This is a genomic window from Variovorax sp. BGA-UO-ETr-C22 (genome assembly GCF_059567965.1).
This window is the reverse complement of record NZ_JCAQPA010000011.1, coordinates 2,938,482-2,951,336: the sequence shown is the minus strand read 5'-3', so window position 1 is coordinate 2,951,336 and position 12,855 is coordinate 2,938,482. Positions and strand designations below refer to the sequence as shown.

The following is a 12,855-nucleotide window of genomic DNA, read 5'->3' as shown; positions in this document are numbered from 1 at the left end:
GCGCATGACCTCGCAGGTCATTGCCGCGATGCCGGCCGGTGCCGACAGTGGGGGCCATGACCTCGTCGAACCCTGCCGCTTCTTCTGCCCCATCGATCACGTCCGCCACACCGGGCCGGCTGGGCCTGTGGGTCATGCTCAGTGGCACCTTCCTGGTGGTGCTCGATTTCTTCATCGTCAACGTCGCGCTGCCATCGATGCAGCACGACCTGCAGGCCAGCGCGGGCACCCTGCAGCTGGTGGTGGCGGGCTACGGCCTGGCCACCGCCGCGGGGCTGGTCACGGGCGGGCGGCTTGGCGACCTGTTCGGTCGACGCCGCATGTTCATGCTCGGCCTGCTGCTGTTCACGCTCGCCTCGGCCGCCTGCGGCGTGGCGCCGAACGCCGGGCTGCTCGTGGCCGCGCGCCTGCTGCAGGGCCTGGCCGGCGCGCTGCTGCAGCCGCAGGTGCTCGCGATGATCGGCCTGGCCTACGCGGGCGAAGACCGGACGCGCGCCTTCGCGGCCTACGGCCTCACGCTGGGCCTGGCGGCCACGCTGGGGCAGCTGGTGGGCGGCGCGCTGATCCATGCCGACCTCGCGGGCCTCGGCTGGCGCAGCTGCTTTCTCATCAACGTGCCCATCGGCCTGCTGGCACTCGTGCTCGCGCCGCGCGTGGTGCCGCCGCTGGCGCAGGGCCGCGGCGACAGTCGGCTCGACCTCGCCGGCATGGCGCTGGTCGCGGCCGGGTCGGTGGCCGTGGTGCTGCCGCTGGTCGAAGGGCGCCAGCAGGGCTGGCCGCTGTGGAGCTGGCTGTGCCTGGCCGCCGCCGTGCCGCTGTGGGGCTTCTTCGCGGGGCAGCAGCGCCGCCTTGCGGCACGCGGCGGTGCGCCGCTGGTGGCGCCCGTGCTGCTCGCCAACCGCCGCTTCGTGACCGGGCTGCTCACCACGCTGGCCTTCTATGCGGGCAACGCCTCGTTCTATTTCGTGCTCGCGCTCTATCTGCAGCAGGGGATGGGGCTGGGCGCGCTTCACTCGGGCATCGTCTTCACGGCGCTGGCCGTCGGCTTCTTCGCGACCTCGATGGCCGGCGCCCGCATCGCCCGCCGCTTCGGCGGCACGCCACCGATCGCGCTCGGCGCCCTCGTGCTCGCGGCGGGGCATGCGCTGCAGTGCGCCAACGTGGCCGGCTGGCCGGGGCACACGCATGTCGTGGCGTGGATGGTGCCGCTGCTGTTCGTGCAGGGCGCGGGGCTCGGCATGGTGATGGCGCCCCTGGTGTCCACCGTGCTGGCCGGCCTGCCGCCGCAGCACGCGGGCGTGGCCTCGGGCGTGCTGTCGATGGTGCAGCAGGCGGGCAATGCGCTGGGGGTGGCGTTGGTCGGGATCCTGTTCTATGGGCAGTTGGGGGGCGAGGGGGACTACACAGCCGCGTTCGGTGTGGCGCTGGTTTATCTGATGGTGTCGGCGCTGCTGGTGGCGGTGCTGCATGGGCGGGGAGGTCGCATGGCGTAGCCGGGCGGCCATGCCAAACTCGCGGCAGACCCCCGCAGGATTGACATGGCCACCGAACTTCAAGCACTGACCCAGGCCTTGCGCGACTTCGCACAAGCCCGCGACTGGGAGCAATTCCACTTCCCCAAGAACCTCGCCGCCGCGCTGTCGGTCGAAGCGGCCGAGCTGCTCGAGCATTTCCAGTGGCTCACCGAAGCGCAAAGCCGGGCGCTGCCTGAAGACCAGCGCGCCGAGATCGGTACCGAGATCGCCGACGTTCTGCTCTATCTGCTGCAGCTGGCCGACAAGCTCGGCATCGACCCGGTCGAGGCGGCGAAGCACAAGATGCTCGCCAACGCGGTGAAGTACCCGGCCCCGCCACCCGCCTGAGTACCTCCGTGTACGCCACCCGGCGTATTTCCCCTTTGTGGTGCGTTCCGCAGACTCCTCTCCATCGCCAGCCCCGCGCTGTCGACAAGGTTCAACCCACCCGGAGCAGGAGTCCACATGCAACGTCGTTTCACACTCAAGGCGCTCACCGCCGCCGTCGCGCTGGCCAGCATTTCTGCTGCGCCTGCATTCGCCGCCGACACCATCAAGGTCGGCGTGCTGCACTCGCTGTCGGGCACGATGGCCATCTCGGAAACCGTGTTGAAGGACACGGTGCTGATGGCCATCGACGACATCAACAAGAAGGGCGGCGTGCTGGGCAAGCAGCTGGAGCCCGTGGTGGTCGACCCGGCCTCCAACTGGCCTCTCTTCGCTGAAAAGACCAAGCAGCTGCTCGGCCAGGACAAGGTCTCGGTGATCTTCGGCTGCTGGACCTCGGTGTCGCGCAAGTCGGTGCTGCCGGTGGTCGAGGAAATGAACGGCCTCTTGTTCTACCCCGTGCAGTACGAGGGTGAAGAGCTCTCCAAGAACGTGTTCTACACGGGCGCCGCGCCCAACCAGCAAGCCATTCCGGCCGTCGACTACCTGATGAGCAAGGAAGGCGGCGGCGCCAAGCGCTGGGTGCTGCTGGGCACCGACTACGTGTACCCCCGCACCACCAACAAGATCCTGCGTGCCTACCTCAAGAGCAAAGGCGTGGCCGACAAGGACATCGACGAGAAGTACACCCCCTTCGGCCACAGCGACTACCAGACCATCGTCGCCGACATCAAGAAGTTCTCGGCCGGTGGCAAGACGGCGGTGGTGTCGACCATCAACGGCGACTCCAACGTGCCCTTCTACAAGGAACTGGGCAACGCGGGCCTGAAGGCCAAGGACGTGCCGGTCGTCGCCTTCTCGGTGGGCGAAGAAGAACTGCGCGGCGTGGACACCAAGCCGCTCGTGGGCCACCTCGCGGCATGGAACTACTTCATGTCGATCAAGAACCCGACCAACACGGCGTTCATCAAGCAGTGGAGCGACTACGCCAAGGCCAAGAACATCGCCGGCCACAAGGACAAGCCGCTCACCAACGACCCGATGGAAGCCACCTGGATCGGCATCCACATGTGGAAGCAGGCGGTCGAGAAGGCCAAGAGCACCGACACCGACAAGGTGATCGCGGCGATGGCCGGCCAGACCTTCACGGCACCGTCGGGCATCGTTTCGAAGATGGACGAGAAGAACCATCACCTGCACAAGAGCGTGTTCATCGGCGAGATCAAGGCCGACGGGCAGTTCAGCGTGGTGTGGAAGACGCCGGGCCCGGTCAAGGCCAAGCCGTGGAGCCCGTACATCGAAGGCAACGACAAGAAGCCGGATTACCCCGCTGGCAAGTCGATGTAACTGGGGCTCGCCCCCAGGCTGCGCGCACTTCGTGTCGCTTCGCCAACCCCCTACCCGGGGGCAACACCTGAGGGCCGGCAAAGCCGGTTCCTCGGTGTTCCCGAATGAGAGAAACGCTGTGCATCCATTACTGCGCTCAATTTTTTCCTGCACGACGGCGCTGTTGCTGCTGGCAGCAGCGCCCGTCCATGCGTTGACCGCCGACGAAGCCAAGGCCATCGCCTCCGGCGAATCCGAAGCCCGCATCGCCGCACTCAACAAGGCCGTCCTCACTGCCGACGACAAGACCGCCGCGTTCATCCAGGCGATGTCCGACGACGCCGTGAAGTACACCGAAGACAAGGTCTTCGTGATGAAGGACGACAAGGGCTTCGACCCCGTCACCGGCTCCGAGCTGAAGGTGCCCGACACCGCCGAGGACGTCGTCAACAACAACCTCATGCGCGGCGCACTCGATGCCGCACAGGCCGCACTCAAGCTCACGAGCACCGACGACGCGGTGCGCGCCGAAGCCGCGCAGGCGCTCTTCAAGGAGCCCGACGAATCGCGCATTCCGATGGTCGAGAAGGCGCTGGCCGCCGAGACGAATCCGAAGATCAAGGCGCAGCTCGAACTCGTGCGTGCCGCCAGCATGCTCACCAGCGCCGACAAGGCCAAGCGCTTGGCCGCGGCCAAGGAGCTGGGCAACAACCGCAGCCCCGACACCAAGCTGCTGCTGAACCAGCGCCTGGCCGACGAGACCGAAGCCGACGTGAAGGCGGCCATCACCGCATCGATCGCCAACATCGACGGCGCGCTGGTCTGGGGCGACCGCATCAACGCCGTGTTCAGCGGCATCAGCCTGGGCTCGGTGCTGCTGCTCGCCGCGCTCGGCCTGGCCATCACCTACGGGCTGATGGGCGTCATCAACATGGCGCACGGCGAGCTGATGATGATCGGCGCCTACGCCACCTACGTGATGCAAGGCATCTTCCAGAAGTACATGCCCGAGGCGGCCTTCGGCTGGTACCTGGTGGCCGCCATTCCCGTGTCCTTCCTCGCCTCGGCGCTCGTGGGCGCGGTGCTCGAGCGTGGCGTGATCCGCTTCCTCTACGGCCGTCCGCTCGAGACGCTGCTCGCCACCTGGGGCATCAGCCTGATGCTGCAGCAGCTGGTGCGCTCGCTGTTCGGCGCGCAGAACGTCGGTGTGGAGAACCCCGGCTGGATGAGCGGCGGCTTCACCATGCTGAGCAACGTCACGCTGCCGTGGAACCGCATCTGCATCATCGTCTTTGCCGCTCTGGTGTTGCTTGCGATGGGCTGGCTCATCGGCAAGACGCGCCTGGGCCTGTTCGTGCGCGGCGTCACGCAGAACCGCCCGATCGCCTCGTGCATGGGCGTGAACACGGCGCGCATCGACACCTATGCCTTCGCGCTCGGTTCGGGCATCGCGGGCCTGGCGGGCTGCGCGCTGAGCCAGATCGGCAACGTCGGCCCCGACCTCGGCCAGAGCTACATCGTCGACAGCTTCATGGTGGTCGTGATGGGCGGCGTCGGCCAGCTCGCGGGCACCGTGTATGCGGCGCTGGGGCTGGGCATTCTCAACAAGTTCATCGAAGGCTGGGCGGGCGCGGTGCTCGCGAAGATCGCGGTGCTTGTCTTCATCATCATCTTCATTCAAAAGAGACCTCAGGGCATCTTCGCCATGAAGGGCCGGAGCGCAGAAGCATGAGCAAGGTCACATTGCCAACCAAGGGGCCGCTGCTGAGCGGCAAAGGCTGGACGGCCTTCTTCGTCGCGCTCATCGTGGTGTGCGCCGTGGCACCCGTGCTCAACATGTGGGTGCCGGTCGACAGCCCGCTGCACATGAGCGACTACGCGGTGGCGCTGGTCGGCAAGATCATGTGCTACGCCATCTGCGCGCTGGCCATGGACCTGATCTGGGGCTACACCGGCATCCTGTCGCTCGGCCACGGCCTGTTCTTCGCGCTCGGCGGCTACATGATGGGGATGTACCTCATGCGCCAGATCGGCCGCGACGGCAACTACAAGAGCGACCTGCCCGACTTCATGGTGTTCCTCGACTGGAAGGAACTGCCCTGGCACTGGACTTTCAGCGGCAGCTTCGGCATGACGCTGCTGCTCATCGTGGCGGTGCCCGGCCTCATCGCCTTCGTGTTCGGCTTCTTCGCCTTCCGCTCGCGCATCAAGGGCGTGTATTTCTCGATCATCACGCAGGCCATGACCTTCGCGGCCATGCTGCTGTTCTTCCGCAACGAGACGGGCTTCGGCGGCAACAACGGCTTCACCGACTTCAAGCGCATCCTGAACATTCCCATCGCCACGCAGGAGATGCGCATGACGCTCTTCGCACTCACCGGCCTCACGCTGCTGGGCTTCTTCCTGTTCGCCAAGTGGCTCATCGGCAGCAAGTTCGGCCGCGTGCTGCAGGCCATTCGCGATGCTGAAACGCGCGTGATGTTCTCGGGCTACAACCCGCTGCCGTACAAGCTCACGATCTGGGTCATCTCCGCCGTGATGTGCGGCGTGGCCGGCGCGCTGTACGTGCCGCAGGTCGGCATCATCAACCCGGGCGAGATGAGCGCGGCCAACTCCATCGAGATCGCGGTGTGGGCCGCAGTCGGTGGGCGCGCCACGCTGATCGGTCCGATCATCGGCGCCTTCATCGTCAACGGCGCCAAGAGCTGGCTCACCGTGGCCTACCCCGAGTACTGGCTGTACTTCCTGGGTGCCTTGTTCATTGCTGTCACGCTGTTCCTGCCGAACGGCATCGTGGGGTTGGTGCGCAAGTGGTTGTCGCGCGAGAAGACGCAGAAGGCCGCGGCGCCGGCCGCGAAGGAAGCGCGGCGCGAGCCCGTCGCCTCGCATGCCGAGCCCGAAGCGACGGTGCAGGCGCCCCTGGTCGCCGATGTGAAGGGAGCCCGCGCATGACGCCCGACCTGATGGAAGCCGGCGCCGAGCGCGCCGCACGCGCAGCCGGCCTGCACGCGGCCACGGGCCAGACCGAATCGGGTGGCCGCACCGCCGACTTCGGTCGCCATGTCACGCCGGGCGAGGTCGACATCACCCACGGCCGCATCCTGTACCTCGAAGACGTGAGCGTGAGCTTCGACGGCTTCAAGGCCATCAACAAGCTCTCGCTGGACATCGCGCCGGGCGAGTTGCGCTGCATCATCGGCCCCAACGGCGCGGGCAAGACCACGATGATGGACATCATCACCGGCAAGACCCGGCCCGATTCGGGCACCGTGTTCTTTGGCAGCACCATCGACCTCCTGCGCCATCGCGAGGCCGACATCGCGCAGCTGGGCATCGGCCGCAAGTTCCAGAAGCCGACGGTGTTCGAGCACCTCACCGTGTTCGAGAACCTCGAGCTCGCACTGAAGACCGACAAGGGCGTGCGCGCCTCGATGCTGTTCAAGCTCGACTCGGCGCAGAGCGATCGCCTGGCCGAAGTGCTGGAAACCATCCACCTCGCCGACAGCGTGTCGCGCCTGGCCGGCAACCTGAGCCATGGCCAGAAGCAGTGGCTCGAAATCGGCATGCTGCTCATGCAGGACCCGAAGCTGCTGCTGCTCGACGAGCCCGTGGCCGGCATGACCGACGAGGAAACCGCGCGCACCGCTGAGCTGTTCCTCACGCTCAAGGGCAAGCATTCGCTGATGGTGGTGGAGCACGACATGAGCTTCATCCGCACCATCTCCGAGATCGTGACCGTGCTGTGCGACGGCTCGGTGCTGGCCCAAGGCACGCTCGACGAGGTGCAGGCCGACGAGCGCGTCATCGAGGTCTACCTTGGCCGCTGAAATCACTCGACGCCGAAGCGGCCGACGCTCAACCCACGACAAGTGCCCGGCGGGCGGTACGGTGTGGGCGGCCCCTCTGTGCCGCCGAGGAGCACAGCGTTTCGCGGATCAGGGCTCGCAGCTGTCTGAGCGAAGCGAGTTCTGCGAGACCCCGCGAAACGCGAGCACCGCAGGGCAGCCCGAAGGGCCGGCACAGTGGGGCCGACCGCGCCGTGCCGCCTGCCGGGTACCTCTTGCCAATGCTATGGAAGGCGCAAGCCAATGCTGACAGTCAAGAACATCCACCAGTACTACGGCGGCTCCCACATCCTGCGGGACGTGAGTTTCGAGGCGCACCTGGGCAAGGTCACCGTGCTGCTCGGCCGCAACGGCGTCGGCAAGACCACGCTGCTGAAGTCGCTCATGGGCCTGGTGCCCATCAAGAGCGGCAGCATCGAACTCGAAGGCAAGCCGATCCACAAGGCCACGCCCTACGACAGGGCCAGGGCCGGCATCGGCTTCGTGCCGCAGGGCCGCGAGATCTTCGCGCGGCTCACGGTCGAGGAGAACCTGCGCATGGGCCTGGCTTACAAGAGCGGCGGCACGCCGATTCCTGCGGAGCTGTTCGAACTGTTCCCCGTGCTCAAGCAGATGATCAACAGAAGAGGCGGGGACCTGTCAGGCGGGCAACAGCAGCAACTGGCCATCGCCCGCGCCCTCGCGCCCAAGCCCAAGCTGCTGATCCTCGACGAGCCCACCGAAGGCATCCAGCCCAGCATCATCAAGGACATCGGCCGTGTCATCCGCATGCTCGCCGACCGCGGCGACATGGCCATCGTGCTGTGCGAGCAGTACTACGACTTCGCGCAGGAGCTGGCCGACGACTACCTCGTGATGGAGCGCGGCGAAGTCATTGCGCGCGGCCTGGGCAAGGACATGGAAGCGCAGGGCGTGCGGCAGTTGGTTGCGATCTGAATTGCAAGACGGTACCGACGCGCCGCACGAGAGCATCTTCACAATTTAAGGGTTTACCCTAGAATCGGGCCTTGCCCGCGTCCGCCGGGCACCCCCCCAGGAGCCCGGCCTTGAACGCCTCACCGTCCGCCCGCGAAGGCGCGGAAACCACCGCCATTGCACCGTCCGTCTCGTCCGCCCAGTTCCTGCGCGCGGTGCTCGCATTGGGCGTCGGCGGCTTTGCCATCGGCACCGGCGAGTTCGTCATCATGGGCCTGCTGCCCGAGGTCGCGAAGGATATCGCCGTCACCATCCCGCAGGCCGGCCACGTCATCAGCGCCTACGCGCTGGGCGTGGTCATCGGCGCGCCCGTGCTCGCGGTGCTGGCCGCCGGCTGGGGCCGACGCGCACTGCTGATCGCGCTGATGGCCGTGTTCGCGGCCGGCAACTTCGCCAGCGCGATGGCGCCCGGCTACCTGTCGCTCAACCTGCTGCGCTTTGCCACCGGCCTGCCGCACGGCACCTACTTCGGCGTGGCCGCGCTCGTGGCCGCCACGCTCGCGCCACCGGGGCGGCGCGCACGCGCCGTCGGCCTCGTGATGCTGGGGCTCACCGGCGCCACGCTGGTCGGCGTGCCCATTGCGGCGTGGCTGGGCCAGCTGTTCGGCTGGCGCGCGGCCTTCGTGTTCGTGGGCGTCATCGCGCTCGTTGCCGTGGTGCTGCTGCGCCGCGACGTGCCCGATATCGCACCCGCCGCCGGCGCCAGCCCCTGGCGCGAACTCGGCGCGCTCAAGCGCAAGCAGGTGTGGTTCACGCTGGGCATCGGCGCCATCGGCTTCGGTGGCATGTTCGCCGTGTTCAGCTACATCAAGCCCACGCTGATCGAGGTGGCCGGCCTGCCGCTGGGCGGCGTGCCTTTTGTGCTCGCGCTGTTCGGCCTGGGCATGGTCACCGGCAACCTCGTGGGCTCGCGGCTGGCCGACAAGTCGCTCATGCGCACCATCGGCGGCGTGCTGGTCTACGCGGCGCTCGTGCTCGCCAGCTTCACCTTCGCGGCGCACCACGTCGTGACGGCGGCCTTCACCGTGTTCCTCATCGGCACCACCGTCGCCATCGGCCCGGCCCTGCAGATCCGCCTGATGGACGTGGCCGGCGACGCGCAAACGCTCGCCGCCGCGCTCAACCACTCGGCCTTCAACATGGCCAACGCCCTCGGCGCCTGGCTCGGCGGCGTCGCCATTGCGGCCGGCCTGGGCTGGACCTCGACCGGCTGGGTCGGCGCGCTGCTGGCACTGGCGGGCGTGGGCATCTTTGCCTGGGCCGTGGCGAGCGCGCGCGCGGATGCGCGGCGGCCGGTGGCTGTGGTTTGTGAAGGGTCGGCGGGCTGAGACACCGGTCTGCGGCAGCGGTGCTGTAAGAGAAGGGCGCCAGAATCAGGCACGTTCCTGACGGCTGGAGTCCATGCAGATCCTTCGAGTGTTTGTGGCGGTGTGCCTCGCGGCGATGGGCGTCGCCATGCTGTGTGTCGCGCTGCTGTCGGCGCTTGATGCCGCGGTCATTCTTTTTTCTTACGACAAGGTCGAGGGTGTCGTCACCGGCGCCGGCAACACAGAGGTCCGGGTCGACTACGTCCGGCCCGACGGCCGACGGGCTGTCTTGTACGCACGCAGCGGCGGCAAGTTCGATCCACGCCCCGTGGGCAAGAAGGTCGCGGTCCTGCTGCCCCCGAAAGATCGGTTGGACGGCTCGCTCAAGCCGATCCTCAAGGACGACCTGAACCCCGTCGCCATGGAATTCATGTTCGCGGTGCTCTTTCTCGTAGGCGCATTGGTGATCTGGGAGGGACGCTCCGGTGGTGCTTCTTCGCAGTCGAGCGAAGACCTGCGCACGAGTGGCGTCGACACCCATCCGAAAGAGCCCGAGCGGCCAGTGCGCCCGCAGGCGTCGATCGACTTCGAGCACGCGAGCGCCAACACCCGCGAGATGGATCTCACGCAGCTGGCGCGCCTGCAGGCGTTGATCGACCGCGAGTACACGAGCGTCGACACCCGGCAGAGGGAGCTCGACCGGCAAGCGCGCCTGCAGGCATCGATCGACCTCGAGATCGCCGAGCGACGCGCCAAGAAGGACGCCCGATGACCACTCCGTTTTTCACCCGCCGACGCCTCCTGCACACCGGCCTCGCTGCCGCCGCGCTCGGCCATCCCTTCCTGCACCTGCACGCCCAGTCCTCGGCCACGCGCGACCCGTTCACGCTGGGCGTCGCCTCGGGCGCGCCGCGGCCGGACGGCATGGTGCTGTGGACGCGGCTCGCGCCCGAGCCGGTGCAGGGCGGCGGCATGGGCGATGCGCCTGTGGCGGTGCAATGGGAGGTGGCCGAGGACGAGCGCTTTCGCCGCATCGTGACCAAGGGCATCGCCAGCGCCGAGGCCGACCTCGCGCACTCGGTGCACGTCGAAGTACAGGGCCTGCGCCCCGGCCGCCCTTACTGGTACCGCTTCACCGCCGCCGGCGTGCGCAGCCCCGTCGGCCGCACGCGCACCGCGCCGGCCGACGATGACGCCGCCGTGCAGCCGCTGCGCTTCGCCTTCGCCTCGTGCCAGCAGTACGAGGAGGGCTACTACGCCGCCTACCGCGACATGGCCGCGCAGCCGCTCGACTTCGTCGTGCACCTGGGCGACTACATCTACGAAAGCTCGCGCGGCTCGCACAACGTGCGCCGGCACGAGGGCGGCATTCCCACCGACCTGGCGGGCTTTCGCAACCGTTACGCGCTCTACAAGACCGACCCGCACCTGCAGGCCGCGCACGCCGCCTTTCCCTGGCTCGTGACCTGGGACGACCACGAGGTCGCCAACGACTACACCGACGACGTCTCGCCGCGCACGCCCGACCCGGCGCAGTTCCTGGCGATCCGCGCCGCCGCCTACCAGGCCTGGTACGAGCACATGCCCGTGCCCGCCCACATGCGCCCGCGCGGCGCGGGCGCGACCATCTACGGCCGTCACCGCTTCGGCCGCATGCTCGATGTGATGCTGCTCGACGGCCGCCAGTACCGTTCGCACCACGCCTGCCTCCCGGGCCGCAGCACCAAGCCGCTGGCCGACTGCGCCGACCGGCTGGCCCCGGAGCGCAGCCTGCTCGGCATGCAGCAGGAAGCCTGGCTCGCGAACGAACTCGCCACGCCGCCGGCGCGCTGGACCGTCATCGCCCAACCCACCTTGCTCGCCGAAACCGACCGCCAGCGCGGCCCCGGCCACGGCTACTGGATGGACGGCTGGGACGGCTACGCCGCCGCGCGCACGCGCCTGCTCGACGCGCTGGCCGCCAACCCGTCGCGCGGCGGCGATGCGCTGGTGCTCGGCGGCGATGTGCACGCCTTCTGGGCCGCCGACCTGCGCCGCGAGCCGCAGGGGCCCGTCGTCGCGACCGAGTTCGTCGGCGGCGCCATCACCTCCGAAGGGCCGAGCGCCGCCAGCGTGGCCCACATGCGCGCGAAGAACGAACACCTGCGCTACGGCCGCGCCGACAAGCGCGGCTACGGCCTCATGACGCTCGACGCGCGCGGCTGCGCCGTCGAGTTCCGCGCGGTGGACGACGAGAAGAACGCCGATTCCGCCGTCGCGGCCATGGCCCGCTTCTCGGTCGAACGCGGCGCGCCCGGCGTGCACCTCGAATCCACCTGAATCTCCAGCGCCTGCAGGAATGCGCGGCCGTGCCTATGATGGCCGCCGCCTCTTTTCCTCCCTCTCCCATCTTCTCGGAGCGAGCCTGCATGAGCATCCCCACCACCCGCCTGGGCCGTACCGGCCTCACCGTGTCCCGCCTGGCCCTGGGCACCATGACCTTCGGCCTGCAGACCGACGAGGCCGTGTCGCACCAGATCCTGGACAAGGCCGCCGACGCCGGCATCAACTTCCTCGACACCGCCGACGTGTACCCGCTGGGCGGCACCATCGAGACCACCGGCCGCACCGAAGAGATCATCGGCAACTGGCTCGACAAGCAGGGCCCCGCGGGCCGCCGCCGCTTCGTGGTCGCCACCAAGGCCGTCAACAAGGTCGGCCCCAACCCCTGGGACCAGGGTGCCTCGCGCAAGCACCTGCTCGACGCCATCGACCTGTCGCTCAAGCGCCTGAAGACCGACCACGTCGACCTGTACCAGCTGCACATGGACGACCGCGAGACGCCGCTCGAAGAAAGCCTCGAGGCGCTCGACGTCATCGTCAAGTCGGGCCGTGCGCGCTACATCGGCGTGTCGAACTTCCTGGCCTATCGCCTGGCCCGCGCGCTGGGCAAGGCCGAGCTGCACCGGTTCACGCGCTTCGTGTCGGTGCAGCCGCGCTACAGCCTGCTGTTCCGCGAGATCGAGCGCGAACTGCTGCCGCTCGCCGCGGAAGAGGGCCTGGGCGTGATTCCCTACAACCCGCTGGCCGGCGGCCTGCTCACCGGCAAGTACAAGCCCGGCGCCAAGCCCGAGGAAAACACCCGCTTCACCCTCGGCACCGCCGGCGGCATGTACCAGGACCGCTACTGGAACGACCGCAGCTTCGACACCGTGACCCAGCTGCACGCGCTGGCCGACGAAGCCGGCGTGCCGCTGGCCACGCTGGCCGTGGCGTGGGTCATGGCCAACCCGCTGATCACCGCGCCGCTGCTGGGCGCCAGCCGCCCCGAACAGCTTGACGCCACCGTGGCCGCCGCCAGCTACGTGCTCGACCCGGCGCTCAAGCAGAAGCTCGACGCGCTCACCGCCGAGTACCGCAAGGGCGACGCGCCCCGCTGAGCGAACGGGCGTGCGGGCGCCCGGATGGCCTGCGCGCAGTACGTGCTTGGGCCATGCGGGAGAATCGCGCCCGGCATGACCA

The 12,855-nt window shown here is 68.2% G+C and carries 11 protein-coding genes; all 11 read left to right on the top strand.

What is annotated here, in order from left to right:
• Window positions 1–56 precede the first annotated feature (56 nt).
• The 11 genes from AC57B8_RS34040 (at window position 57) to AC57B8_RS33990 (ending at window position 12,773) form a co-directional block, all read left to right on the top strand.
• Window positions 57–1,493 carry an MFS transporter gene (locus AC57B8_RS34040; RefSeq protein WP_496482073.1) on the top strand — a complete coding sequence of 479 codons (1,437 nt, stop codon included), beginning with the start codon at window positions 57–59 and terminating at the stop codon, window positions 1,491–1,493.
• 45 nt (window positions 1,494–1,538) lie between these two features.
• Window positions 1,539–1,862: a nucleotide pyrophosphohydrolase gene (locus AC57B8_RS34035; protein WP_496482072.1), complete on the top strand. Its 324-nt coding sequence runs from the start codon at window positions 1,539–1,541 to the stop codon at window positions 1,860–1,862.
• Window positions 1,863–1,979: 117 nt separating this feature from the next.
• On the top strand, window positions 1,980–3,248 hold the full coding sequence (urtA, locus tag AC57B8_RS34030) for an urea ABC transporter substrate-binding protein (protein ID WP_013543023.1): 1,269 nt from the start codon (window positions 1,980–1,982) through the stop codon (window positions 3,246–3,248).
• Window positions 3,249–3,411: 163 nt separating this feature from the next.
• A complete protein-coding gene (urtB, locus tag AC57B8_RS34025) occupies window positions 3,412–4,959 on the top strand; it encodes an urea ABC transporter permease subunit UrtB (RefSeq protein ID WP_496482261.1) in 1,548 nt (515 codons plus the stop codon).
• The gene (gene urtC / locus AC57B8_RS34020; protein ID WP_496482071.1) at window positions 4,956–6,179 is read left to right on the top strand and encodes an urea ABC transporter permease subunit UrtC; all 1,224 of its coding nucleotides are present in this window, start codon (window positions 4,956–4,958) and stop codon (window positions 6,177–6,179) included. Before urtB ends, urtC begins: the two co-directional genes overlap by 4 nt.
• A complete protein-coding gene (gene urtD / locus AC57B8_RS34015; protein ID WP_062472201.1) occupies window positions 6,176–7,054 on the top strand; it encodes an urea ABC transporter ATP-binding protein UrtD in 879 nt (292 codons plus the stop codon). The genes urtC and urtD overlap by 4 nt, the downstream gene beginning before the upstream one ends.
• A 261-nt stretch (window positions 7,055–7,315) precedes the next feature.
• Window positions 7,316–8,008: an urea ABC transporter ATP-binding subunit UrtE gene (gene urtE / locus AC57B8_RS34010; protein WP_496482070.1), complete on the top strand. Its 693-nt coding sequence runs from the start codon at window positions 7,316–7,318 to the stop codon at window positions 8,006–8,008.
• 110 nt (window positions 8,009–8,118) lie between these two features.
• The gene (locus AC57B8_RS34005; RefSeq protein ID WP_095744119.1) at window positions 8,119–9,375 is read left to right on the top strand and encodes an MFS transporter; all 1,257 of its coding nucleotides are present in this window, start codon (window positions 8,119–8,121) and stop codon (window positions 9,373–9,375) included.
• 88 nt (window positions 9,376–9,463) lie between these two features.
• Window positions 9,464–10,126 carry a hypothetical protein gene (locus AC57B8_RS34000; RefSeq protein WP_496482069.1) on the top strand — a complete coding sequence of 221 codons (663 nt, stop codon included), beginning with the start codon at window positions 9,464–9,466 and terminating at the stop codon, window positions 10,124–10,126.
• Entirely contained in the window at window positions 10,123–11,673 is a 1,551-nt protein-coding gene (locus AC57B8_RS33995; protein ID WP_496482068.1) for an alkaline phosphatase D family protein, read from the top strand. Before AC57B8_RS34000 ends, AC57B8_RS33995 begins: the two co-directional genes overlap by 4 nt.
• A gap of 89 nt (window positions 11,674–11,762) precedes the next feature.
• Window positions 11,763–12,773, top strand: a complete 1,011-nt coding sequence (locus AC57B8_RS33990; RefSeq protein ID WP_095946666.1) for an aldo/keto reductase — start codon at window positions 11,763–11,765, stop codon at window positions 12,771–12,773.
• Window positions 12,774–12,855 lie beyond the last annotated feature (82 nt).

Bases quoted from the DNA above. Each gene is read 5' to 3' on its own strand.
- AC57B8_RS34040 (WP_496482073.1), top strand. From the start codon at position 57: ATGACCTCGTCGAACCCTGCCGCTTCTTCTGCCCCATCGATCACGTCC.
- AC57B8_RS34035 (WP_496482072.1), top strand. From the start codon at position 1,539: ATGGCCACCGAACTTCAAGCACTGACCCAGGCCTTGCGCGACTTCGCA.
- urtA (WP_013543023.1), top strand. From the start codon at position 1,980: ATGCAACGTCGTTTCACACTCAAGGCGCTCACCGCCGCCGTCGCGCTG.
- urtC (WP_496482071.1), top strand. From the start codon at position 4,956: ATGAGCAAGGTCACATTGCCAACCAAGGGGCCGCTGCTGAGCGGCAAA.
- urtD (WP_062472201.1), top strand. From the start codon at position 6,176: ATGACGCCCGACCTGATGGAAGCCGGCGCCGAGCGCGCCGCACGCGCA.
- urtE (WP_496482070.1), top strand. From the start codon at position 7,316: ATGCTGACAGTCAAGAACATCCACCAGTACTACGGCGGCTCCCACATC.
- AC57B8_RS33995 (WP_496482068.1), top strand. From the start codon at position 10,123: ATGACCACTCCGTTTTTCACCCGCCGACGCCTCCTGCACACCGGCCTC.
- AC57B8_RS33990 (WP_095946666.1), top strand. From the start codon at position 11,763: ATGAGCATCCCCACCACCCGCCTGGGCCGTACCGGCCTCACCGTGTCC.